Origin of the sequence: Rhodococcus sp. C3V, assembly GCF_029269915.1 — a bacterium.
Classification (GTDB): Bacteria; Actinomycetota; Actinomycetes; order Mycobacteriales; family Mycobacteriaceae; genus Rhodococcus_F; species Rhodococcus_F qingshengii.
On sequence record NZ_JARJBE010000012.1, the window covers coordinates 89997 to 112799 of the forward strand.

The 22803-nt window shown below is 62.4% G+C and carries 23 protein-coding genes; 9 read left to right on the top strand and 14 right to left on the bottom strand.

All coding sequences use genetic code 11. The annotated features are described in order from the left end of the window. Nucleotides 1-81 precede the first annotated feature (81 nt). A complete protein-coding gene (locus P3G66_RS26075; RefSeq protein WP_030536828.1) occupies nt 82-1650 on the top strand; it encodes a carboxylesterase/lipase family protein in 1569 nt (522 codons plus the stop codon). On the opposite strand, the gene P3G66_RS26080 is transcribed toward P3G66_RS26075, so the two are convergent. Further along, entirely contained in the window at nt 1643-2869 is a 1227-nt protein-coding gene (locus P3G66_RS26080; protein ID WP_039972654.1) for an MFS transporter, read from the bottom strand. The genes P3G66_RS26075 and P3G66_RS26080 overlap by 8 nt on opposite strands. Before the next feature lie 161 nt (nt 2870-3030). Beyond that, nucleotides 3031-3300, bottom strand: a complete 270-nt coding sequence (locus P3G66_RS26085) for a GNAT family N-acetyltransferase (RefSeq protein ID WP_007726096.1) — start codon at nt 3298-3300, stop codon at nt 3031-3033. 574 nt (nt 3301-3874) lie between these two features. On the opposite strand from P3G66_RS26085, the gene P3G66_RS26090 reads away from it, so the two are divergent. After that, on the top strand, nt 3875-4201 hold the full coding sequence (locus tag P3G66_RS26090) for a hypothetical protein (protein WP_003941297.1): 327 nt from the start codon (nt 3875-3877) through the stop codon (nt 4199-4201). 57 nt (nt 4202-4258) lie between these two features. Here P3G66_RS26090 and P3G66_RS26095 read toward each other — a convergent pair whose 3' ends face one another. Next, nucleotides 4259-4882 (bottom strand): Type 1 glutamine amidotransferase-like domain-containing protein, encoded by a 624-nt coding sequence (locus P3G66_RS26095; RefSeq protein ID WP_050657071.1) that lies wholly within the window; start codon nt 4880-4882, stop codon nt 4259-4261. A 34-nt stretch (nt 4883-4916) separates the two neighbouring features. Continuing rightward, nucleotides 4917-5735 (bottom strand): maleylpyruvate isomerase family mycothiol-dependent enzyme, encoded by an 819-nt coding sequence (locus P3G66_RS26100; RefSeq protein WP_003941328.1) that lies wholly within the window; start codon nt 5733-5735, stop codon nt 4917-4919. 191 nt (nt 5736-5926) lie between these two features. Here P3G66_RS26100 and P3G66_RS26105 point away from each other — a divergent pair, with 191 nt between their 5' ends. The 4 genes from P3G66_RS26105 to P3G66_RS26120 all read left to right on the top strand — a co-directional run bounded on the left by P3G66_RS26105 (nt 5927) and on the right by P3G66_RS26120 (nt 10855). After that, the gene (locus P3G66_RS26105; RefSeq protein WP_276117325.1) at nt 5927-7465 is read left to right on the top strand and encodes an AMP-binding protein; all 1539 of its coding nucleotides are present in this window, start codon (nt 5927-5929) and stop codon (nt 7463-7465) included. Nucleotides 7466-7992: 527 nt separating this feature from the next. Further along, on the top strand, nt 7993-9102 hold the full coding sequence (locus P3G66_RS26110) for a Re/Si-specific NAD(P)(+) transhydrogenase subunit alpha (RefSeq protein ID WP_003941381.1): 1110 nt from the start codon (nt 7993-7995) through the stop codon (nt 9100-9102). Continuing rightward, complete coding sequence (locus P3G66_RS26115) at nt 9102-9425, top strand: NAD(P) transhydrogenase subunit alpha (protein ID WP_003941319.1); 324 nt, start codon at nt 9102-9104, stop codon at nt 9423-9425. The genes P3G66_RS26110 and P3G66_RS26115 overlap by 1 nt, the downstream gene beginning before the upstream one ends. Next, complete coding sequence (locus tag P3G66_RS26120; protein WP_003941368.1) at nt 9425-10855, top strand: NAD(P)(+) transhydrogenase (Re/Si-specific) subunit beta; 1431 nt, start codon at nt 9425-9427, stop codon at nt 10853-10855. Before P3G66_RS26115 ends, P3G66_RS26120 begins: the two co-directional genes overlap by 1 nt. Nucleotides 10856-11244: 389 nt before the next feature. Here the strand turns inward: P3G66_RS26120 and P3G66_RS26125 are convergent, their stop codons facing one another. The 5 genes from P3G66_RS26125 to pdhA are packed head-to-tail and all read right to left on the bottom strand — an operon-like array spanning nt 11245 to nt 16411. Continuing rightward, on the bottom strand, nt 11245-11886 hold the full coding sequence (locus P3G66_RS26125) for a hypothetical protein (RefSeq protein WP_003941332.1): 642 nt from the start codon (nt 11884-11886) through the stop codon (nt 11245-11247). 41 nt (nt 11887-11927) lie between these two features. Then, the gene (locus P3G66_RS26130; RefSeq protein WP_042447902.1) at nt 11928-13133 is read right to left on the bottom strand and encodes an MFS transporter; all 1206 of its coding nucleotides are present in this window, start codon (nt 13131-13133) and stop codon (nt 11928-11930) included. Nucleotides 13134-13143: 10 nt separating this feature from the next. After that, on the bottom strand, nt 13144-14352 hold the full coding sequence (locus tag P3G66_RS26135; RefSeq protein ID WP_276117326.1) for a dihydrolipoamide acetyltransferase family protein: 1209 nt from the start codon (nt 14350-14352) through the stop codon (nt 13144-13146). After that, nucleotides 14349-15326 carry an alpha-ketoacid dehydrogenase subunit beta gene (locus P3G66_RS26140; RefSeq protein WP_050655237.1) on the bottom strand — a complete coding sequence of 326 codons (978 nt, stop codon included), beginning with the start codon at nt 15324-15326 and terminating at the stop codon, nt 14349-14351. Before P3G66_RS26140 ends, P3G66_RS26135 begins: the two co-directional genes overlap by 4 nt. Then, entirely contained in the window at nt 15323-16411 is a 1089-nt protein-coding gene (gene pdhA, locus P3G66_RS26145; protein ID WP_276117327.1) for a pyruvate dehydrogenase (acetyl-transferring) E1 component subunit alpha, read from the bottom strand. Before pdhA ends, P3G66_RS26140 begins: the two co-directional genes overlap by 4 nt. Before the next feature lie 221 nt (nt 16412-16632). On the opposite strand from pdhA, the gene P3G66_RS26150 reads away from it, so the two are divergent. Then, nucleotides 16633-17661, top strand: coding sequence for a phosphotransferase family protein (locus tag P3G66_RS26150; protein WP_003941376.1), 1029 nt, complete (start codon nt 16633-16635; stop codon nt 17659-17661). On the opposite strand, the gene P3G66_RS26155 is transcribed toward P3G66_RS26150, so the two are convergent. Genes P3G66_RS26155 through P3G66_RS26165 form a run of 3 tightly spaced genes read right to left on the bottom strand, consistent with a single transcriptional unit; the run spans nt 17658 to nt 19852 of the window. After that, the gene (locus P3G66_RS26155; protein WP_007726113.1) at nt 17658-18107 is read right to left on the bottom strand and encodes a thioesterase family protein; all 450 of its coding nucleotides are present in this window, start codon (nt 18105-18107) and stop codon (nt 17658-17660) included. The two genes, P3G66_RS26150 and P3G66_RS26155, sit on opposite strands and share 4 nt — an antisense overlap. After that, nucleotides 18104-19342 carry a benzoate/H(+) symporter BenE family transporter gene (locus P3G66_RS26160; protein WP_003941402.1) on the bottom strand — a complete coding sequence of 413 codons (1239 nt, stop codon included), beginning with the start codon at nt 19340-19342 and terminating at the stop codon, nt 18104-18106. The genes P3G66_RS26155 and P3G66_RS26160 overlap by 4 nt, the downstream gene beginning before the upstream one ends. A gap of 36 nt (nt 19343-19378) precedes the next feature. Then, nucleotides 19379-19852: an Lrp/AsnC family transcriptional regulator gene (locus tag P3G66_RS26165; RefSeq protein ID WP_003941284.1), complete on the bottom strand. Its 474-nt coding sequence runs from the start codon at nt 19850-19852 to the stop codon at nt 19379-19381. Between the two features lie 102 nt (nt 19853-19954). Between P3G66_RS26165 and P3G66_RS26170 the strand changes: the two genes are divergently transcribed. Continuing rightward, nucleotides 19955-20578, top strand: coding sequence for a LysE family translocator (locus tag P3G66_RS26170; RefSeq protein ID WP_003941342.1), 624 nt, complete (start codon nt 19955-19957; stop codon nt 20576-20578). Nucleotides 20579-20600: 22 nt separating this feature from the next. Beyond that, nucleotides 20601-21437, top strand: coding sequence for a sulfurtransferase (locus P3G66_RS26175; RefSeq protein ID WP_070160843.1), 837 nt, complete (start codon nt 20601-20603; stop codon nt 21435-21437). Between the two features lies 1 nt (nt 21438). Here the strand turns inward: P3G66_RS26175 and P3G66_RS26180 are convergent, their stop codons facing one another. Together P3G66_RS26180 and P3G66_RS26185 are read right to left on the bottom strand one after the other, a co-directional pair. Then, nucleotides 21439-21900, bottom strand: coding sequence for a DUF6328 family protein (locus tag P3G66_RS26180; protein WP_003941357.1), 462 nt, complete (start codon nt 21898-21900; stop codon nt 21439-21441). Between the two features lie 13 nt (nt 21901-21913). After that, nucleotides 21914-22732 (bottom strand): shikimate 5-dehydrogenase, encoded by an 819-nt coding sequence (locus P3G66_RS26185; RefSeq protein WP_042447990.1) that lies wholly within the window; start codon nt 22730-22732, stop codon nt 21914-21916. Between the last annotated feature and the right edge of the window lie 71 nt (nt 22733-22803).

Sequence of the window (22803 nt, forward strand, 5' to 3'; positions counted from 1 at the left end):
TGCGTACTCGGCGCACACCCGTCCGAGATTGGTAGGTTTGGTCTTGATTGCCACACGCGCGGGTCGGGAGGGGATTCAGACATGGAGACCGACGTTCGACCAAATCTCGGCGAGGACGGAACTCTGGTGATCCGGGCGCGAGGCGGAGAAGCCCGCGGGTATCCGGATGGCGGTGTATTCGCGTGGAAGGGCATGCCCTACGCAGCGGCGCCGGTGGGTGAGCGGAGGTTCCGAGCGCCACAACCCGCACAGCCGTGGGACGGGGTGCGCGACTGTCGTGAGTTCGGGCCGATCGCGCCGCAAGGCCAGAGTCCGGCGGTTCCGATCGATCGGGCCTTCAAAATCGACGAGGACTGCCTGTCGATCAACGTCTGGGCCCCGCGACCCGACGCCACGCCGCGACCGGTGATGGTGTGGATTCACGGCGGCGCCTACTGCCTCGGGTCCGCCGCCCAAACGATCTACGACGGCCGTCATCTGGCTGAAACCGGTGACGTCGTTCTCGTCTCCTTCAACTATCGCGTCGGCGCACTCGGATTCCTGGACCTGTCTGCATTCTCCACCGCGGATACTGTTTTCGAATCGAACTGTGGTCTGCGAGACCAGATTGCGGCACTCGAATGGGTTCGAGACAACATCGACGCCTTCGGTGGTGACCCGAGTGCGGTGACCGTGTTCGGTGAGTCCTCCGGCGCAGGATCCATCACGACGCTCATGACCTGTCCGAGCGCCGAAGGCCTGTTCCATCGTGCGATTGCCCAGAGTCCGCCCGCGACCTCCGTCTACGGGGCCGAGCGCGCCAAGACCGTGGCGGAGCGGTTTCTCGAACTGCTCTCGATCGACCCCGAAGACGCAGGCGATCTGCTGACCACGGATCTGGAACTGCTCGTCAAGGCAAGCGATGATTTGGTCAACGAAATTCCGACCCGGATTCCGGGAACTTTGGCGATGGCACCCGTTGTCGATCGCGATCTGGTGCCGCACTACCCGGTTGCGGCTTTCCAGAAGGGTTACGCGCACCGAATCCCACTGATCATCGGTTCCAACAAGGACGAGGCGTCGATCTTCAAGTTCATGAAGTCTCCGCTGATGCCGGTGAGTGCGCAGTCCGTCGAGGCAATGCTCCAATTACTGGCCGACGATCACCCCGACATCTCCGCGACCAAACTTGCCGAGATCATGTCGGCTTACCCTGACCATGCGAAACCGAGTGGCGCGCTGGCACTGTCACGGGACGCTGCGTTTCGCATGCCGACCCTCTGGATCGCAGACGCGCACTGCAGGCATTCCCCTACATGGGTCTACCGCTTCGATCACGCGACGCCGATGCTCAAGGCGGCGCGGATCGGCGCGGGCCACGCGACCGAATTACCTTATGTATTCGGCAATTTCGGAACCCTGAACGTCGACCCCACGTTTTGGCTCGGCGGTCGGAAGGCCGCGATGGAGGTGGCCGGCCGTATCCAACGGCGATGGTTGGCCTTCGCCAGGCATGCCGTGCCGGCGGCCCTCGACGGCTCGAAGCACTGGGCGCCGTACGAGGAAGAGAAGCGGTCGACGCTGTTGATCGACTCCGCCGACACCCTCGTCAGCGACCCCGATCACGGATTGCGCGTCGCCTGGGGCAACGACGTGATGGGGTTCAACTGACGTCGGTCGAGTGCCGCGGACGATCCAGTTCGCGAAGCACCGGCAGAGAGGCACAGACTGCGGCGATCAGGATGATCGGAATCGACAGGGCCACAAAGGTCGACGCGATTCCGAGTTGATCGAGCAGCGGGCCGACCGCGAGGTAGCCGAGCGGGCCGGCGGCGTAGGCCGTCGACGTCATGACACCGACGACGCGTCCACGCATGTGCTCCGGGCTGTGCGTCTGCATGGCGTAGTTGGCGATCGGGCCGACTGGTCCGTAGACGAGGCCCTGCAGTCCGGCAAGTACGAGGATCACCCACAGTGGAGGTAGGAGCGCCATGGCCAGCATCGCTATGCCGAGAACGGCGACGGCAAAAATCATGATCAGCCGCCGGGACATGATCGGCGCCAGTGGGGCGTACGCGAGAGAGCCGATGATGCCGCCGATCGCCAAGGCCATCAACACCGATCCGAGTTGGGCCGGTTGATCCAACTCTGTGAAGTACACCGGGAATACGACACTCTCCACAGGCATGTAGAGCGCGACGACTGCCATGTCGATCAGCGCCAGGGTGCGCAGCAGTTTGTTGTTCCAGACGAACCGAAGACCGTCGAGTGTGCCGTGCCAGATCGATTTCGGACGGTGTTCGTGTTCGGGCACTCCGGCGCCGGGAAGCCGGATGAAGGCGACCACGACTATCGAGAACACAAAACCTGCCGCCGTGACCCAGAGCGTGTTCACCGCTCCGATCGTTGCGATGAGGACACCGCCGATGCCAGGGCCGATCAGATACGCGACGTTGAAGTTGGCCTCGTACACACTGTTGGTTCGATCGAGCTTCCACTTGGCGGTCCGAGTCGCTGCAGGCAGCATGGACTCCCTCGCCGCCATTCCGGCGGGGTCGAACACGGCGCCGAGTGCGGCCAACGCCGCAATCACCGGGATCGTCAAGCCCGCGGTGGCCGCGATGATCGGAATCGCTGCAACGGACATCGCAGAGAGAGCGTCGGAAATCATCGACGTTCGACGGCGTCCGAACTTGTCGACGAATGTCCCCGAAAACAGGCTCGACACGAGTAGCGGAATGGCTGCTGCGCCGGCAACTATCGCCGCGTCGGTAGCCTTACCGGTTCGTTCGAGAACCAGCCAGGGGAGCACGACGATGGCGATACCGTTGCCGATCGCCGAGAACAGCGTCGCGAGATTGACCAGTACGAGAGGGAGATAGCTGGGGATAGCTACGTCCGTGGACGCAGGTGGACGCCGATCTGCTGAGGCGACCACGTTCTTTCCTTCCCCGAGATGGTGCCGCCCAGGATTTCGACGACGGCACCATCGACGCTAGCAGCGGGGTCTGCAGGTTCGCGACTGGTTTTTCGCCGGCCGTTCTCGTTCGGTTATGCCTGGTAGACGGGGTTCTCCGCAACAAACTTCTCGACGTACGAGCACGTCGGAAGGATCTTCAATCCCTCGTTCCGGGTCTGATCGAGCGCTTCACGCACCACGATGGCGGCAAGCCCGCGCCCACGAAACTGCGGATAGGTCACCGTGTGGTGGAAATCACGGACGCCGGAATGGTCCGAGTACTCGGCGAAACCGGCGAGTTCGCCGTCGACTCGGATCTCGAAACGCGTTTCCGCGGGATTGTGCGCCACTGTCTCGGTCATCTTCGGGCTCCGTTTCGAAAGGGCGGCCGGTTGCGCCGCGCCGCGTCTACGTTCTCTGGAGCACGCTACCTGGCAGGCCGTCCGCAATATCGGTTGCCGACGTGGGATCCGTTACTTAGCGCAACTACAACTGGACGACCGTTCAAGGGGCCTTCGTCGCCATGGAGAACGAACAAAACTGGTCTGTACGTGCCGATTTGCCCGTACTTTTGTGCCCACAACGGGTGATACATATGCATCACGATCGTAACTATCCCAATATGTGGGACCGGTCACAAAGTTTTTTGTCGTCTGTTCGGATGGATTAAGTGGAGGGCCTGAAACGGGCAAATTGCAGGTCAGCGGCGCGCTGGTTGCGTGTCGATGATGGGTGCGAGTGGCCGGAAACCCCAGGGGTATTGCGTTGGTCATCAGATCGTTTCTCGGACGTGATCCCAAAGACCCGCTCGGGGGGTTAGCGTTTGAATCGTCGGGGATAGAAGAAGCGTTACAACTTCGCCAAAAAAACTTTGGCGTCGCTGCTCAACGGTTCGATTTCGAGTCTTCGTCGGACAACTTCGAGGAAGGAACGCACATGATTTTCGGGCAGCGTGAGTCGAACAGTTACTTTGCCGCAATTTTTTCGTACGACTTCCTTGACGAAGGTCTGGGATACGAGACCATCGCACGGATTCACCGAGGCGAGATCTGCGAATGGATTCGTGATCTCGAGGCTTCCGGGTTGTTCTCGGCTGCGGAAGTCCATGCCGCTGAACTGGCATGGCGCGAAAATCCACGCCTGCTCCTCGACGCCCTTCTCGAGGACGCTGACGAGGTCTCTGTCAAGCGCTGGGAGATCGCGTGGACGAGGCTCGAGCGTCAGTCGCCGGCAGCCGGAACCGCGGTGGCAGAGCACGGCTGATCCGGTCGGGCCGAGTCGACTGCTCAGTCTGCGTCAAGATCAACCGTCTGCGTTACATCAACGGTCGACGAGTATCACCTCGTGATCTGTAAGCACGGTGAATTGCGCGCCCGCCGTGGTCAGGGTCGCAACCGTCCGCGCAGTCACCTGTGGATCTTCGAGTAGCGAATCGCCGCCGTGCGGCACTATCGCGAAGTCGATCAGCGCGAGCCCGGACCAGATCGGGTCGATACCGCACGTTGGCATGACTTCAGCGGGGTCGTCCGACGCGTCCAGCCCGATCAGAGTCGGAGTCGCCAGGCACGCTCCGGCGCTGTATCCCGCATAGGCCACGACGCCTGAACGAACCAGCATCTCGATGACCCTGTCAGCGCCACTTCGAGCTAGCTGAGCTCGCAGGACGAACGTGTTTCCGCCGCGAACCCACAGGCAGTCGAATTCGCGGAGCCGGAGTTCCAGTGCTTCCGATGCACCCAGGAAGTCTCGGACATCCACTTCCTCTGCGGTGAAGCCCGCTGCCCGTAGCGGAGTCAATTCGCTGGTGACGGCTGAACTGCGGGCATTGGCGGGCCACGAATCTGCAGCCGCGGCGATGACCGCGATGCGAGCGCCGCGGCCTACGAGATCGACAAAAGCCTCGCGGTGGTCGCCGAATCGGTAGGACGAGAGAAACAGTTTCACTTCTCAGTACCTTCGCGACCTACCCACCCAGCCCTCAAATCGTGAACGCCAGATTGTCGACGACGCGTGTGCCCACCGTGGTGTCACCGCGAAGCGAGATGTCGGTTCGGTGATCCGACGCGTGGACGCGGCCACCGGCAATTCGGGTGAAGAGCGGTGAGCTCATCGAGATGGTCGTGGTCGCCGGACCGTCCAACTCCGGGACGAGTGTTGCTCGCGCGTCGACCGAGACGTGAAGTGAACGGGCAAGTGGCCCTTCGAGTTCGAAAGTGATCCGTGCTCCCTCTGGCGCCTTTCCTCGTTTTCCGACGACGAATCCGAGCGCGCTGGTGATTTCGCCGAATGCAGTCTCCGCGCGCAATCCGCCTTCCTCACCCGGAATGCCAACTGCATCTCTGATGTCGAGTTCGTGCATCCAACAGTCGAAGGTCCGAATACGCATGAACCGGCCATAGGGCGCAAGACCGACCGGTGTTTGTGTCTCGGCGTCCCAGTCCGCGCTGGTCATCGAGCGCAGCGCTTCGGTTCGTTCGGCGGTGATCTCGCGATATCGGGTCAGCAGGTCCGAGTGCGGTGTCCGCCGCAGGCCTTCGACCCAGCGCTCGTTGAACGCCGCAATCTCGTTGTGGACGTGGGGCAATGCGTGCACGTCCAGATTGATCGACGGCGGATTGATGCCCGAGAGCAGTGATTCCGTACCGATCAGATGGGACACGATGTCGTGAACCGTCCACCCCGGAAGGTTCGACGGTGCCAACCACTGATCGCCGTCGAGTTCGGCCAGCAGTGCGTCGATGACTCTCCATTCCTCGGTCAATGCGTCGACTACTGAGTCCTGGGGCCAACCACTCATGTGGACATCTCCTGTTTCGGACGGTGCGGTTCTCCTCACTGTATGTCCCGGCGGATAAGTGAGCGGGCATTCCCATGCTTCGAGTCGGTGTCGCCAAACCTCCGAGGGTGGCAGAGTTCCTGTGGTAGACCAGGATTGTCGACGCCGAATCAGGCTCACGCGGCGTTGTCGTCACCGACAGAGGAGTCTTCGTGTTTCCAGGAAATTTTGTCCAGTCCACACCGGACAAGCCCGCCGTCATTCGCCCTGCGACGGGTGAGTCCATCACCTATCGGGAACTCGACGAACGGTCGACGCAGTTGGCGCGATACTTCCGAAGTGTCGGTGCCAAGCCTGGGGACCACGTCGCTCTCATCTCGAACAACGATCTCCGGGCGTTCGAGGTGTACTGGGCAGCGTTGAGATCCGGCCTCTACATCACCGCGGTGAACTGGCATCTCACGGCTGCGGAGGCTGCCTACATCGTCGACGACTGCGAGGCGACAATTCTGGTGGCGTCGGGGCAGGCGTCCGCAGCAGTTCCGTTGGACGAGAAGCTGATTCCACGCGTGCGGCACCGATTGGTGTACGGCGGCGCCCTCGAGGGCTTCGACGACTACGAAGACGCGGTCGATGCGCAGTCCGCTGCTCCACTCGACTCGCAGCCGCGTGGGGCTGACATGCTGTATTCGTCGGGAACGACCGGCAGGCCGAAGGGGATCAAAGGAGATCTCCCGGAGGGTGAGGTGAACACCACCATGGATCCGTACACCGCGGTGTTCGCACCGATGTACGGGTTCGATTCCGACACAGTCTATTTGTGCCCGGCTCCGGTCTATCACGCGGCGCCCCTGCGTTTTTGCGGCGTGATCAATTCGGTCGGCGGAACCGTGATCTTGATGGATGCATTCGAAGCCGAAACCGCGCTGGAGTTGATCGGTAAATACGCTGTGACGCACAGTCAGTGGGTACCGACGATGTTCGTTCGAATGTTGAAACTTCCGAAGGAGACCCGTGATCGTTACGACGTCTCGACGGTGAAGGTCGCCATTCACGCTGCTGCTCCCTGCCCGCCCGAAGTGAAGACGGCAATGATCGACTGGTGGGGGCCGGTGATCTACGAGTACTACGCCTCGACCGAGGGTTCGGGCGCTACCTTCATCAACAGTGAGCAGGCCTTGTCGCATCCGGGTTCCGTCGGGCGTGACGGAGTGATGGGGATCGTGCACATCTGTGACGACGCCGGGCGCGATCTTCCGGTCGGCGAGATCGGTACCGTGTTCTGGGAGCGGGAGACTTTGCCGTTCCGGTATCACAATGATCCCGAGAAAACGGCTGCCGCGCAGCATCCGGATCATCCGACGTGGACGACGAGTGGAGATATCGGCTATATCGACTCCGAGCGTTTCCTTTATCTGACCGACCGCGCCGCGTTCACGATTATCTCCGGTGGTGTGAATATCTACCCACAGGAGTCCGAGAACATCCTTACTTTGCACCCGAAGGTGTTCGACGTGGCGGTCATCGGTGTTCCCGACGAGGAAATGGGTGAGCAGGTCAAGGCGGTTGTCCAACTAGCGGAGGGAATCGAGCCTGGTGCCCATGTCGCCGAGGAATTGCTGGAATACGTTCGCAGTCAGGTCGCACATTTCAAAGCTCCGAGAAGCATTGACTTTGCCGACGAATTGCCTAGGACCGCTACAGGAAAGCTCGTCAAGCACAAGTTGCGGTCTCAATATGTGAGCAATTGATGCTCTAGTGAAATACTAGGACATCAGAGTAATTCTGCGAGATAGTCGGCAAGGACCTGCGCGTGACCGTACGGCAGGTCCTTGCTTGCTGTCAGTAGAACAACGGGTCGAGCATCCGAGGACGGTGCGAGGCGTACTGCAGGTTTTCGCGTTTGAGGCCGCGTGGCCGGAGTCGGTCTACGCGGAGTCGGACGGCGTTACATTCGGAAGCCGGTTCGTAAACTCGCTCGACGGTGATTATTCGGCGCGTCATTCTGATGCCTTTACGTCTTTCGGCCGTTTCAAATAGTGGAATAGTCCGCCATTCCGGTGTGATCGGCCTCACAGTAGGCTTCTTCAGGTATGTCCAAACATACTGTTCGGACTCGATTCAGATGGAGAAAGTGCGTCGTCGGTTTCCCTACGCCGCGTTAACTCTGGCTACTATCAGTCACCATTCACCCAAAAGCGGGTCATCTTCCGCTCATCACATGCTGGTTGCCGCTCGTCGCAGCAGGCGAACCACCAACCGCAGAAGGTAATGGAAAATGGAAACATCGAAGAGCGCACAAGTGCGTCCGTCGGTCGGCGTCCCTCGAGAATCGAGTGATGGTGAGCGTCGGGTCGCATTGGTGCCGAAAATTGTGTCCGCTTTGATCGGCAAGGGTGTCGACGTGGTCGTCGAGTCCGGGGCCGGTCTCGGGGCGTTGATTCCCGACGAGTTGTACACCGCTGCCGGCGCGAAGATCGGCGATCCGTGGACTGCTGACGTGGTCGTCAAGGTTGCGCCTCCGTCGACAGAAGAGATCGCCCGGATCAGTACCGGCGCGAAGCTCATCGGTTTCCTGAATCCGCGTAATGCGGACAACCGCATCGCCGAGTTGAAGGCCGCCGGCATCGAGGGATACGCCGTGGAGGCGATTCCTCGTATCTCCCGCGCGCAGGTGATGGACGCGTTGTCCTCGCAGGCGAACGTGTCCGGGTACAAGGCTGTTCTGTTGGCAGCATCGGAGTCGACGCGGTTCTTCCCGATGCTCACCACCGCTGCGGGCACGGTGAAGCCTGCGACGGTTCTGGTCCTCGGAGTGGGTGTGGCAGGTCTGCAGGCGCTGGCGACAGCCAAGCGTCTCGGTGGCCGCGCTACCGGGTACGACGTGCGTCCTGAGGTCGCCGACCAGGTGCGTTCGGTGGGTGCACAGTGGCTCGACCTCGGAATCGATGCGGCGGGCGAGGGTGGATACGCCCGCGAGTTGACCGACGACGAGCGAGCGAAGCAGCAGCAGGCACTCGAAGATGCGATCAAGGGCTTCGACGTTGTGATCACCACAGCTCTGGTTCCGGGTCGTCCCGCGCCGCGCCTGGTGACCGCTGCCGCGGTCGAAGGCATGAAGCCGGGCAGTGTCGTGGTCGACCTCGCGGGTGAAACCGGTGGTAACTGCGAGCTGACCGAGCCGGGTCAAACCGTCGTCAAGCACGGCGTGACCATTTGCTCTCCGCTGAATTTGCCGGCGTCCATGCCGGAGCATGCGTCCGAGTTGTACTCGAAGAACATTTCCGCGCTGATCGAACTCATGTTGGTGGAAGGTGCCTTGGCGCCTGATTTCTCCGACGAGGTTCTGGCCGGTGCGTGCGTCACCCGTGAAGAGAAGGGCGCCTGATGTACACATCACTACTGGCGAACATCGCGATCCTGGTGTTGTCCGGGTTCGTCGGTTTCGCTGTGATCTCCAAAGTTCCGAACACCCTGCACACCCCGTTGATGTCCGGTACGAACGCCATCCACGGCATCGTCGTCCTGGGCGCGTTGGTCGTCCTGGGCAAGGTGCACGATCCCTCGATCGGGCTGCAGATCATCTTGTTCGTCGCGCTCGTCTTCGGAACCGTGAACGTTGTCGGTGGTTTTGTCGTCACGGACCGCATGTTGGCGATGTTCAAGGCCAAGCCGGCCGCCAAGTCTGTGTCGAAGGATGGTGACCAGTAATGGAATACCTGGTCAATGCGCTCTACATTGTCGCGTTCTCGATGTTCATCTACGGCCTCATGGGTCTTACCGGCCCGAAGACCGCAGTCCGCGGCAACCAGATCGCCGCGGTCGGCATGCTCATCGCCGTCGTTGCAACTCTGATCTCCATTCGTGATGCGGAGATGGGGAACTGGATCCTCATCGCTGCCGGCCTTGTCATCGGTGTCGTGCTCGGCGTTCCGCCGGCGCTCCGGACGAAGATGACGGCCATGCCGCAGTTGGTGGCACTGTTCAACGGTGTCGGCGGCGGCACGGTCGCGTTGATCGCGTACGCGGAGTTCCTGGACTCGGACGGTTTCACCGCATTCCAGCACGGCGAGTCGCCGACGGTACACATCGTCATCGCGTCGCTCTTTGCCGCGGTGATCGGATCGATCTCCTTCTGGGGCAGCGTGATCGCGTTTCTGAAGCTGCAGGAAACTCTGCCTGGTCGTCCGATCGGAATCGGCAAGCTCCAGCAGCCGCTCAATGCTCTGCTGCTCATTGCCGCCGTCGCGTTCTCGGTGATCATCGGTATCAAGGCGATCTCACCGGAAGGCCCGACCAGCTCACTGTGGATCGTCGGCGTGCTCGTGCTCTCGGGCATCCTCGGACTGATGGTCGTGCTGCCCATCGGCGGCGCGGACATGCCCGTCGTCATCTCGCTGCTCAACGCTCTGACCGGTTTGTCAGCTGCTGCTGCAGGTTTGGCGCTCAACAACCAGGCGATGATCGTCGCCGGCATGATCGTCGGTGCTTCGGGCACCATCTTGACCAACCTCATGGCCAAGGCCATGAACCGGTCCATCCCGGCCATCGTTGCCGGCGGCTTCGGTGGTGGTGGCGGTGAAGCCGCATCCTCCGACGGTGTCGTGCGCACGGCAAAGGCGACCTCGGCCGCCGACGCGGCCATCCAGATGGCCTACGCCAACCAGGTCATCGTCGTACCCGGATACGGACTTGCCGTCGCGCAGGCTCAGCATGCCGTCAAGGACATGGCGAAACTGCTCGAGTCGAAGGGCGTCGAAGTCAAGTACGCCATTCACCCGGTCGCCGGCCGTATGCCCGGTCACATGAACGTTCTTCTCGCAGAGGCGGATGTCTCGTACGACGCGATGAAGGAAATGGACGACATCAACGACGAGTTCTCTCGTACCGATGTCACCTTGGTGATCGGTGCGAACGACGTCACCAACCCGGCGGCGCGCAACGATCCGAGCTCACCGATTCACGGAATGCCGATCCTCAACGTCGACCAGTCGAAGTCCGTCATCGTGCTCAAGCGCTCGATGAACTCCGGTTTCGCCGGTATCGAGAACCCGCTCTTCTTCGCCGAGGGCACCTCGATGCTCTTCGGTGACGCCAAGAAGTCGGTCTCCGAAGTAACCGAGGAACTCAAGGCGCTCTAGCGCTGGTACTCGGAAGGGGCGTCCACTCGCAGCTGCGAGTGGACGCCTTTTTTCGTGGCCGTGTGTTGCAAAGATGTCGTGTGTTGCAACGACTTCTTGTGCTGAAACGACTTCTTGAAACGACAAAGGCGCCTGGTCCGAGACGAAACTCGGAACAGGCGCCTCTGGCGACGTTTTACGGAACCTCGGGGGTTTCGGGGTCGGAAGAGAAGCCGGAAAGTAGTTCGATCAACTTCTGGATCAGTTCGAGCGGGTTCAGATCTTCGAGGCTCACGGTAAAGACTCCTTCGCTGTGGAACTACTTGATTCGGACATTTCAGAACATACGTCATGCCCAACCGTGGCGGGAGGGCTATCGGCGAAAATCTCTGAATCCCAAAGATTTAGGACTAAAGTCGGATGCTCCGGTGCCTGGAGAACGCGATGGCTGCCGTATCCGGGCGTAGCTCTTCACGTTTCGCGGCGATGGGCGATCGTGCCATCAAAATGGCTGCGGCACAGGCCCATACCAGGGTGATCAGAATGCCAGCTATCACTCCGAAAAGGCCGCTCAGCTCGGCGGCGAGCGCGCTGGCACCGATCGCAGCAACTCCGACGAATCCGAGTCCGGCGACCACCGGACGCCACTGCGGGGCGGAGATCAAGATCGCCGAGCAGTACAGCGCGGTCGCCGCTGCGACGTGACCGCTGGGCAGTAGGTCCTGGGGCACATCGGGGAGCCAGGAACCGAATGCCGCGTTGGTGAGATTGGCGCCCATTCCGAGGAGCAGGATCGCGCCGATGCCGTATGGCAGTCCGCGGACCATCGAGACGACCGCCAGAGCGGTAGTGGCTGCGAGTACGGCGGTGACGTCGAATCGGCCTACCGTCCACTCGGCAAGTGCGCGCACCTGTTCCGGGACGCTCAAACCGGGCGAGGTGGGTCGCACGAAATACAAGACGCCCAGCGCTACGACGGCAATCGCGGCAAGGACGAGGAAGCGAGTGGTTGTGGAGGGCGCGGGGTGCTGGGTGGAGGTCGAGACGGTCACGAGTACCAGCATCCCTGTTGAGTCTGTGCCGATCGTGAGGATCAGCTGTGAGGTCTGTAGGCGGTCGGAGAATCGCGCCGAACGACACCCGCACAACCCGCTGCGACCAGGACGCATGCAAACGGGATCAACATTGCTGTGGTGAGAGGCACAAGCTTGGTGACCCACCCGATGGTTGCCGGCCCGGCGAGGAATCCGATGTATCCCATGCCGACGACGCGAGACATGTTGGTGCCGGCCGAACCTGAGCCCAGATTTCCGGCCGTGGTGAAGATCTGCGGAATGCATCCCGACAGGCCGGCGCCGAACAGGGCCCAACCGAGCAACGTCAGTGGTAGCCAGCCGGATACCACGACGGTCAGCATTCCGATGGACGACAGCAACGCACCGTAGCGAACCACTGCCACCGGGCCTACCGCCGCGCTGATCCGATCCGCGGTGAACCGGCCGACGGTCATCATGGCGGAGAATGCGCCGAACGACAGTGCGGCAACGGCATTCGAAACACCGAGATCCTCCTTGACCTGCAGCGCGCTCCAGTCGTTTGCCACTCCCTCGGCCAGCATCAGAACAAAGGCGAGGGTTCCGAGGGCAAGTACGCGAGCCGAGAATCTGCCGTGTGTCTTTCCGGTAGTCGACGCGGTTTCGGCATGCACGTCGACGTGAGGGAGAAGGGGTCGCGAGCACAACCAGACTGCCAGCAAGCCGATTGCCGACGCGATGCTGAGCGTGACATACGGCGGAAGATCCAGTGCGAGAGTGCCGAATCCGATGACAGAGCCCAATACGCCACCGACCGAGAACATGCCGTGAAAGGCCGCCATGATCGGGCGTCGGTACAACTGTTCGGCCTCGACGGCCTGCGAGTTCATCGACACGTCCAACGCGCCGTTCGCAAAGCCGAACACGACAAGTGCAGCGCCCAGTTGCCAGGTGTTCGTGGCAAACCCCGGGCCGAGAGTGGCGAATGCCAGCCCGCTACCCGCCAGGACGACCATGCGTCTGCTGCCGTATCGATCTGCGAGCGGGCCGCTCAACTGCATGCCGGCAATGGCTCCGACTGCAAGAAGGAGAAGAAGTGAGCCGAGCGTCGAGTGACTGATCCCCACTCGGTGTTCGATGGACGGGATGTGGACGACCCACATCGCGAGGAGAAATCCGTTGATGCCGAAAATGCCGAAGATGCCGGCGCGGGCGCGCACCAGGGCGGAGGTGGGGACTGCGCGGTCGGTGGGGTTGACGCTCACTCGTTCCTTTCTACAGGTGAGTCAGCAACAGGTCCGGGTTCGCGAGCATCTCTGCGACAAATGAGAGGAATCTCGCGGCCTGCTCACCGGTCAGCACGCGGTGGTCGAACGTCAACGTCAGTGTCACGACGCTCCGCACTTCGATCTTGCGCTCGATCACCCACGGACGCTCGCTCACCGAGCCCAGACAGAGAATGACGGCTTCTCCCGGATTGAGAAGCGGAATGCCGCCGTCGACGCCGAAGACTCCGACATTGGTGATCGTGACGGTGCCACCCGTCAGGTGACGGACGTCCGTCTTTCCCTCACGGGCAGCAACGGTCAGTTCGGTCACCGCGCGTGCGAGTTGGACCAGGCTCAGTGTCTCGGCGCTCTTGATGTTGGGCACGGACAGTCCACGTTCGGAGGCGACGGCGATGCCGAGATTCACGTCATCGTCGACGGCGGCGTCGCCGCGGGCCTCGTCCCAATGCGCGTTCACCATCGGGTGCGAGGCGATGGCGGCCACCATTGCCTTGGCAGCGAGTGTCAGCGGAGTGAGAGACAGTCCGGTGAACGCCTCCGAGGAACGGAGCCTGCCGAGCAGTTCCATCGAAGGCGTGACATCGGCGGTGAGGAAGACGCTGGCCTGCGGAGCGCGGGTGCTGGCAACCATCGCCGACGCCATCTGTTTTCGTATGCCGGACGAGGCCAGGCGTGTCGCGTTATCCGAAGGCGACTGCACGGTAAGCGCGTCTGCGACGTCAGCCGCGGTGACGGCACCGTCGAATCCGCTGCCGGTGATTTCGCTCAAATCGATGCCGGCTTCGCGGGCCGCGCGCCGCGCCGCGGGGGTTGCGGGCCGACGCTCGGTACTCGCCGCGGATTGCGAGTACGGCGTGATCTTGCTCCGTCGGCGGCTCGGTCTCTCGGTCGCGGGTCCGTATCCGACCAGCACGCTCGGAGACTGAGAATTACTTGGAGACGGAGAATTTGAAGACTCCTCGATACGGATGATCGGGGTACCCACCGGAACGGTAGTGCCAGGTTCGACGAGGAGTTCTCTGACAACACCGACGTAGGGCGACGGCAGTTCGACAAGAGCTTTGGCTGTCTCTACCTGGGCGAGAACTTGATTGAGTGCCACAGTGTCGCCGACGCCGACCGCCCACTCGACCAGATCGGCGGAAGTCAGGCCCTCGCCGAGATCCGGTAACCGGAATTCGTGCGCCGTGCTCATGCTGCCAGCGTTCGGTCGAGCGCCGCGAGGATCCGGTCGGCGTCCGGAAGGTGAAAACGCTCGAGCTTGGCGGGCGGGTAGGGGATGTCGAATCCGGTGACCCGCAGGATCGGTGACTCCAACTGATAGAAGCAGTGTTCCGCGACGTGTGCTGCGATTTCGGCGCCGACGCCGAGAAACTTCTGCGCCTCATGGACGACGACAAGCCGGCCTGTCTTGTTCACCGACGCCTCGACCGTGTCGAAGTCGATGGGGGAGAGTGAACGCAGATCCACGACCTCCAGATCGTGGCCTTCTTCTTCGGCAATCCGCGCGGCCTCGAGTGCGGTGGCGACCATGGATCCGTACGCAACCACCGTCGCGTCGTCTCCAGGGCGAGCGACGCGGGCACGGTGGAGCGGAAGCTCGGGCGCGGCATCGGTATCCACGTCGGCGGTGTCCCAGTAGCGCCGTTTGGGTTCGAGGAATATCACCGGGTCGTCGCCGGCAATGGATTGGCGGATCATGTGAAAACCGTCGATCGGATTGCTCGGGTACACCACCCGCAGTCCCGCGGTGTGAGCGAAGTACGCTTCCGGCGACTCCGAATGATGTTCCACCGCACCGATTCCGCCGCCACTGGGAATCCGAATCGTCAGTGGCGCAGAGGCAGCGCCTCGGGTGCGGTACTGGATCTTGGCCACCTGCGAGACGATCTGATCGAAAGCCGGGTAGACAAACCCGTCGAATTGAATTTCGCAGACAGGCCGATATCCGCGCAAGGCAAGACCGAAAGCTGTTCCCACGATCCCTGATTCGGCGAGGGGCATGTCGATCACCCGGGTGTCGCCGAAGTCCTTCTGCAGGGCGTCGGTAACCCGGAATACGCCGCCGAGACGGCCGACGTCCTCGCCCATGATGACAACGCGACGATCGTCTTCGAGTGCGCGTCGAAGGCCGGTGTTGAGCGCGGTCACCAGATTCATGACGGTCATGACGAAGCCCCTTCCAGGCTACGGAGATGCGCGCGATGCTCTTCGCGTTCAGCGTCGATCAGTGGGTGTGCCTCGGCGTAGACGTGATCGAAGAGCGCTGACGGGGGCGGATCGGCGAGCGCGATGGTTGCGCGTCGCAGTCCAGCGGCGACGTCGTCGGCGGCTGCCGCGATGGTGCTGAGTTCGTTTTCTCCGAGAAGATCGCGACGACCGAGGAGCAGACGCATTCGCTCGAGCGGATCGCGGCTTCTCCACTCCGACATATCCGTATCGGTGCGGTACCTGCTCGGATCGTCGGAGGTCGTGTGCGGGCCCATTCTGCAGGTGATCGCCTCGATGAACGTCGGGCCGCTGCCTTCGCGTGCGCGATTGAGCGCCGAGCGCGTCACGGCGAGCACGGCAAGGACGTCGTTACCGTCGACGCGGATCGCCGGAATACCGTAACCGATCGCCCGATGCGAGATGGGTGTACGGGACTGCAGGGATACCGGTTCACTGATGGCCCACTGGTTGTTCTGGCAGAAGAAGACAACGCCGACACGGAAACTGGCGGCAAATCCCATCGCCTCGGCGATGTCACCCTGACTTGTTGCGCCGTCACCGAAGTAGGCGATCGTTGCGATCTCGGCGCCGTCCAGGTGGGCGCCGAGCGCATATCCGGTGGCGTGCAGACCTTGGGAGCCGACGACGATCGCCGGGTTGGTGACGCTGAATTGTTCTGGATCCCAACCGGAATGGGAGATTCCGCGCCACATGGTGGTCAGCAATTCGGGGGGAACTCCGCGGCAGTACGCGACGGCATGTTCGCGATAGCTGGTGAAGGCGAAGTCGCCCGGGGCGAGCGCTCTCGCGGAACCGACCTGCGCGGCTTCCTGACCGAGCATCGGAGCCCACAACCCGATTTCACCTTGACGCTGCAGGGCAACAACTTCGGTGTCGATGCGGCGACTCACGACGAGATCGCGATACAACGACAGCAGTTCGTCAGGCCCGATGTCCGTTATCAGGCGGTCGAATTCGGGACGGCACACCCGTGCGCCGTTCGGTTGGATGAGTTGGACCGGATAATCGAGGTTGTCGACCATCTTCGCTCACCTCGGTTTCTGCTCATGCCCGGCGCGCCTCGTGAGTACGCCGCACAATCCCGATGTGTCGTATGCAGTTGTCGCTCTACCATCAGGATCCCCCTGATTGGGAAATCCGCAAGTATTTTCACTGCCGTATCAAGACCTGAGCTGCGAACTGACGAGTAACAAACGTGTCGGTACGGCCAACCGATCGGACTTCAACCGCTAGCATCGGTGCGGTGACTGCAGTCGGTTTGAACGAAGAAGCTGTTTCCGCGTGGATCGCCGAACTGGGGGTCGGCGCCACGACACCACTGACTTTCGAGAGGATCGGTAACGGGCAATCGAACCTGACCTACTCCGTGACGGATGCGGGCGGAGGACGGTGGGTACTGCGCAGACCTCCACTCGGCACGTTGTTGGCGTCCGCGCACGACGTCGTTCGCGAGCACCGCATCCTGTCCTCGCTCCAGGGAACCAAAGTGCCGGTTCCGAAGATCCTCGGCATCACGGAAGATCCGGAGATCACGGACGCTCCGCTGGTCCTCATGAGCTACATCGACGGCGTTGTGATCGACGGCGTCCCGGTGGCTCAGAAGTTGACCGAGGACGAGCGTCGCGCGGTCGGCTTGGCGATGCCCAAAACCCTCGCCAGCATCCACGGAGTTGACCTGGAAGAGACCGGGCTGGACGACCTGGCCAGCCGCAAGCCCTTTGCCGAGCGTCAGCTCAAGCGGTGGTCGGCGCAGTGGGAGAAGTCGAAGACCCGCGATGTTCCGGATGTCGACCGATTGGCCGAGATTCTGCACCGAAACATTCCGGAACAGAACGAAGTGACGTTGGTTCACGGCGACTTCCACCTCAACAACGTCATCACCGATCCGGCCGAGGGGCGCATCGTTGCCGTCGTCGACTGGGAGCTGTGCACGTTGGGGGAGCCGCTCGCGGACCTCGGTGCGCTACTCGCGTACTGGCCGGAAGCCGGTGACAAGGTTGCCGGTCCGTTCATGGCGTCCACGCTGGAAGGCTTCCCGAACCGTGACGAGCTGGTCGCTGCCTACGTCGAGGCGACTGGCCGCGACGTGTCAGCGGTCGGATACTGGCACGTACTCGCTCTGTGGAAGCTCTCGATCATCGCGGAGGGCGTGCTGCGACGCATCCTCGACGATCCGCGCAACAAGGCCGAGCACGGCGGCCCGACCGTCGCGCTGATCGACGGAATCGTTGCACGCGCCGTCTTGACGGCAGATCAGCTCGGCCTGAGCTAGTTTTCGGTCAAGGTCCCGGCTGCCGATCTGATGGCCGCCGGGATCTCCACCGGCTTACGGGTGTCGGCGTCGACGTAGACGTGCACGAAGCGCCCGGTCGCGGCAGGTTCCCAATGGCCGCTTTCGACCTCGTGGAATATCGCCAGCGCGTAGACGATGCTCTTGGTGCCGAGCTTCTCGACGGAGATACCCACCTGCAACTGCTCGGGGAACGACAGCTCGCTCAGGTACCGGCACGACGTCTCGGCGACGACGCCGATGGCAGGCAGGGTGCGGATGTCGGTTCCAGTGGAAGACATCAGCCAGGCGTTGACCGCGGTGTCGAAGTACGAGTAGTAGGTCACGTTGTTGACGTGGCCGTAGTGATCGTTGTCGTCCCACCGCGTCGGGACGGGCCAGAGAACGGGAAACTCGCTGATCGACGGGGGCGTCTGCGCTGTGCTCACGGCTTCGACTGTAGTGAGGACTTTCGCGAGAGTGAGGGCAGGGTGGTGCCCTGTAGGACTGCACGCACGATCAGCCCCACCAACAGTGCCCAGAATGCCGAACCGATTCCCAGGATACTGACCCCGGATGCGGCGATCAGAAACGTGACCACGGCGCCTTCACGTTCACTCGCCTCGCTCAGCGCCGACGTGAGGGCGCCGGCAAGCGTTGCCAGGAGCGCCAGTCCGGCAACAGTTTCCACGACTCCGGCCGGTGCGGCGGCTACCAGAGCGGCCACCGCGGCCGCGCCGGCAGCGAGAACGAGATACGCCCAGCCTGCGGTGAAGGCAGCGATCCATCGACGTTTGGGATCCGGATGTGCGGTGGGGGCGGCGGCCAGGGCTGCGCTGATCGCCGCGAGGTTGATCGCATGGCCACCGGCCGGTGCGCCGACGATGGTGCCGATACCCGTCACGATCATCGACGGTCGCCAGGGAACGGTGTATCCGAACGAATTCATCACGGCCACACCGGGAATGTTCTGCGAAGCCATCGTGACGATGTAGAGGGGAATCGCAATGCCGATCATTGCCTGCCAGGTCCACGACGGCGCGGTGAGATCGATGCGGGGAATCATGGCGCCGGCGTCGAGCACTCGATCCGACGTGACGAGGCTGATCCCGATCACGACCGCTGCTGTGAGAAACGCGAGCGGAACCGCCCATCGCTTGGAGAAGCGCTGCGCGGCAAGCCAAACCAGGATGACGGGCGCGACCGCTGCCGGTGCGTCCCGGACGGCGATGATCGGCGCCAGGCACAACGGCATCAGAACCCCGGCGAGCATCGCTTGCGCGAGGGGCGTCGGGATTGCCGAGATGATCCTTCCGAGCGTCGGCCACAGTCCGGTCAGCACGATCGCGATTCCGACGACGATGAATGCTCCGACCGCGGCCGGCCACCCACCCTCGACCGCTCCGGCGCCGGCGAGCAGAGCGGCACCGGGCGTCGACCAGGCCAGGGTGATCGGCATCCGATACCGGCGTGAGAGCCAGAGCATTCCCAACGCTTGGGTCACACACAGAACCAGCAGTCCGGACGCCGCCTCGGTCGCATCCGCACCGACAGCGGCGAGGCCGGTGAGCACCACCGCGAACGAACTGGTGAAGCCGACGAGGGCCGTGACGATGCCTGCGCTCATCGGTTGCGAGTTGCTGCGAACGGCTTCCGGTTCGGTGGTATCTGTGGAGTCCGACATGGTCAGTGATTCTGCCCGACCCGCCCCAGACCCGATTTACCTGTCCGGTCGGATGGGTGAGGTGACCGCTTTGCCGTAGATGAGGTGCGTTTGGGCGTGCCAGACCTCGGGATGTGCGGCGAGGTGGTCGATCAATACCCGTTGTAGATGAGCGCTGTCACGGACCGCGACGTGTAGGAAGAAGTCCTCGGGCCCCGAGACGTTGAAGAGCGCAAGCGTTTCCGGCAGCGCTAGCGCGTCGGCGGTGAACCGGTCGACGAGGTCGCGGCGGTGTGGTCGCAATTGAACGGCGATGATCGCCTGCATCGACCGGCCAACGGCTGCCGGATCGACAACCGCATGGATGCCGCTGATCGTGCCGTTGGCGCGTAGGCGTCGTACGCGCTCGTGGCACGAGGACGTCGCCAAACCGACTCGATCGGCCAACACCTTGTTGGTGATCGACGCGTCGTTCTGCAATTCGGCCAAAATCTTCCAGTCCACCGGATCCAGAGGCTCATTCTTCGTCATCTGCCGAACTATATCCGGAGTCGTTTTGAACTTCCCGGATCCAGTTGCACACTCCTGGCATGAACATGTGTCTCGAATCAGCTCGGGTGTGAGGTATTTCGGATGAGTGTCGGTCAATGGCTCGCTTTCGGCTCCCTGCTATCCATCGTCCTGTTCACGCCGGGACCGGATTTTGTCCTGATCCTGCGTCATTCTCTAGCAGATCGTCGGACCGGCGCGGTGGTGGCCGCCGGTGTGATTTCCGGGCTCTTCGTTCACACCGCTGCCGCGTCACTGGGTCTCTCCGCACTTGTGGCGACACGGCCACAGTTGCTCTCCGCGCTCACCTACGCCGGGGCGGCATATCTGACCTGGCTCGGCATCTCCGCGATTCGAAGTGCTTTCAAAGCCCGCGCCTCGGACGAGGGAATTCCGGCAGCGAAAGAACCGATCGCGGTCACCACGGCATTTCGCTACGGCTTCCTCTCGAACCTGCTGAACCCGAAGGCGTTGTTGTTCTTTCTCGGGCTACTCCCGCAATTCATCGAGCCGGGTGAAGGCGCAGGGCTGCGGACGTTGATGTTGGCGGGCGCGACGGTGGTCGCCGCGGCACTGTGGTGGGCGATCGTGGTGGTGTTGGCGGCCGGAGCCGGCAAGAAGCTGCGTCGCCCTGGCGTCGGGAAGCGAATCGACGTGGTGACGGGAGTGTTGTTGGTGGGCCTCGGTGCCTTCTTCGGGGTTGCATGAGTGGTCGTGTCAGGATGGGCTCATGACACTTCCCGTGCTGATCGACGTCGAAGAACTGTCCGCTCTCATCGAGGCCGGCGCTGCGCCGCGATTGCTCGATGTCCGATGGGCGCTGGGTGATTCGAACGGCGAGCAGCATTTTCGCGACGGCCATATTCCCGGTGCGGTATTCGTGAACCTCGACGAGGAACTTGCCTCGCCGCCGTCGCCGGACGAGGGGAGGCATCCGCTGCCGAGTCTCGAAGACCTGCAGGCCGCTGCGCGTCGTTGGGGAATCGACGACGGTGATTCGGTGGTGCTCTACGACGCCACCGGCAACACGGCCGCGGCCCGTGGTTGGTGGCTGCTGCGGTGGGCCGGGCTCTCGGACGTCCGACTGCTCGACGGCGGGCTGCAGGCCTGGGAGTCCGCAGGACTGCCGTTGGCGGCCGGTATCGGCGAGTCCGTCAGCCCGGGCAACGTGACTGTCACCGGCGGCAACATGCCGACTGTCGACATCGACGGTGTCGGCAACTGGACGAGCGAGGGCGGTGTCCTTCTCGACGCCCGAGCCGGGGAGCGGTACCGCGGCGAGGTCGAGCCGATGGATCCCGTCGCAGGGCACATCCCCGGTGCGGTGAACGCGCCGACCGCCGAGAACATCACCGGCGACGGGCGATTCCTGGATACGACCCACCTGCGTGAGCGATTCGCCGGACTGGGCGTCGGAGACAAGGTGGCGGTGTACTGCGGATCCGGAGTGACTGCCGCGCACGAGATCGCGGCGCTCGCGATCGCTGGTTACGACGCGACGCTGTTCCCGGGCTCGTGGTCACAGTGGTCCAACGACAGCACTCGCGCCGTCGACACCGGAGCCTGAGTCAGCTCTTGGTGCGATCGATGAATGACGGCACGAGAAACCACAGTGCCGTGAACATGATCGCGGCGCACGCTGCCAAAACCTTTGCGGCAACTCCGCCGACGGCGACCTCGGCGATCAACAGGACCGTGCCGGTCATGGAGGCGGCCAGAAAGGCTATGCCGCACAGGGCGAATCGGTTGGCCACGGGCAATATGTTCTCGCGGTGCCCACGGCGGAAAAGCATGCGATGCCAGACCGCGGGTGCCATCAGGAACCCGAACGAGATGGCAACAAGGATCACCGTCACCAAGTGGATGCCGCGGATGTACGCCGACGCTTCCTCGTAGCGTTCGGTGAATGCCACGGCTAGCAGGAAGGCAAACAGGATCTGCACACCAGAGAGCGCGACGCGCAGCTCTTGCAACAACTCGTTGAAGTTCCGCGCGAGTTGTTGAGGTGGAGTCTCCCCGGTCTCGTTCACGGCGACGTGGTTCCTACGCCCGTGAGTATTCCGACGCTCGCTGGATCTGCTCCGCGCTCGGACGCACACCGGTGTAGAGCACGAACTGCTCGGCGGCCTGAAGGGCAATGACTGACGCTCCTGTGATCGCCGTTTTGCCGAGTTCGGTCGCCAACGCGATCAGTGGCGTCTTCGCAGGCATCGCGACGACGTCGAAGACGACATCGGCGGCGCGCACTGCGTGCTCGGGGAACGACAGTGCATCTGCTTCTGCGCCGCCGGACATACCGATCGGGGTGGCGTTGATCAGCACACCGGGACGAAGCTCACCGAGTTCGGCCTGCCAGTCGAAGCCGTACTGCTTCGCAAGCGATGACCCCACTTGCTGGTTGCGGGCGATCACGGTGACGTCGGTGAATCCGGTGTCGCGCACCGCGGCGACGACTGCTTTTGCCATGCCACCGCTGCCGGCGACAGCGACGGACAGGCTCGTGTCGACGTTGTTGTCACGCAGTAGATCGGCCACCGCCTGATAGTCGGTGTTGTAGGCGTGCAGCACTCCGGACTCGTTGACGATCGTGTTGACGGAGTCGATGGCGCTGGCCGAATCATGCATGACGTCGATGTGCTCGATGACCTGTTCCTTGAACGGCATCGACACCCCACAGCCTCGAATCCCGAGTGCTCGTATGCCTGCGATCGCGGCTGGCACGTCTTCGGTGGTGAAGGCTTTGTAGACGAAGTTCAAGCCCAATTCTTCGTAGAGGTAATTGTGAAATCTGGTGCCGATGTTGCTCGGTCGCCCGGAGAGCGACATGCACAGGAGCGTGTCCTTGTTGAGGTCGACGGTCATCGTTCCCACTCTAATCGCGAGTTCGGAGTAGTTCTTGATGGAGGAGTGCACCCATCCGGATGGCCCGCAGC

What these genes read in the sequence shown, in the direction of transcription:
- P3G66_RS26075 (WP_030536828.1), top strand. Translation starts at nt 82, where the DNA reads ATGGAGACCGACGTTCGACCAAATCTCGGCGAGGACGGAACTCTGGTG.
- P3G66_RS26085 (WP_007726096.1), bottom strand. Translation starts at nt 3,300, where the DNA reads ATGACCGAGACAGTGGCGCACAATCCCGCGGAAACGCGTTTCGAGATC.
- P3G66_RS26090 (WP_003941297.1), top strand. Translation starts at nt 3,875, where the DNA reads ATGATTTTCGGGCAGCGTGAGTCGAACAGTTACTTTGCCGCAATTTTT.
- P3G66_RS26100 (WP_003941328.1), bottom strand. Translation starts at nt 5,735, where the DNA reads ATGAGTGGTTGGCCCCAGGACTCAGTAGTCGACGCATTGACCGAGGAA.
- P3G66_RS26110 (WP_003941381.1), top strand. Translation starts at nt 7,993, where the DNA reads ATGGAAACATCGAAGAGCGCACAAGTGCGTCCGTCGGTCGGCGTCCCT.
- P3G66_RS26115 (WP_003941319.1), top strand. Translation starts at nt 9,102, where the DNA reads ATGTACACATCACTACTGGCGAACATCGCGATCCTGGTGTTGTCCGGG.
- P3G66_RS26120 (WP_003941368.1), top strand. Translation starts at nt 9,425, where the DNA reads ATGGAATACCTGGTCAATGCGCTCTACATTGTCGCGTTCTCGATGTTC.
- P3G66_RS26135 (WP_276117326.1), bottom strand. Translation starts at nt 14,352, where the DNA reads ATGAGCACGGCGCACGAATTCCGGTTACCGGATCTCGGCGAGGGCCTG.
- P3G66_RS26140 (WP_050655237.1), bottom strand. Translation starts at nt 15,326, where the DNA reads ATGACCGTCATGAATCTGGTGACCGCGCTCAACACCGGCCTTCGACGC.
- pdhA (WP_276117327.1), bottom strand. Translation starts at nt 16,411, where the DNA reads ATGGTCGACAACCTCGATTATCCGGTCCAACTCATCCAACCGAACGGC.
- P3G66_RS26160 (WP_003941402.1), bottom strand. Translation starts at nt 19,342, where the DNA reads ATGTCGGACTCCACAGATACCACCGAACCGGAAGCCGTTCGCAGCAAC.
- P3G66_RS26165 (WP_003941284.1), bottom strand. Translation starts at nt 19,852, where the DNA reads ATGACGAAGAATGAGCCTCTGGATCCGGTGGACTGGAAGATTTTGGCC.
- P3G66_RS26170 (WP_003941342.1), top strand. Translation starts at nt 19,955, where the DNA reads ATGAGTGTCGGTCAATGGCTCGCTTTCGGCTCCCTGCTATCCATCGTC.
- P3G66_RS26175 (WP_070160843.1), top strand. Translation starts at nt 20,601, where the DNA reads ATGACACTTCCCGTGCTGATCGACGTCGAAGAACTGTCCGCTCTCATC.
- P3G66_RS26185 (WP_042447990.1), bottom strand. Translation starts at nt 22,732, where the DNA reads ATGACCGTCGACCTCAACAAGGACACGCTCCTGTGCATGTCGCTCTCC.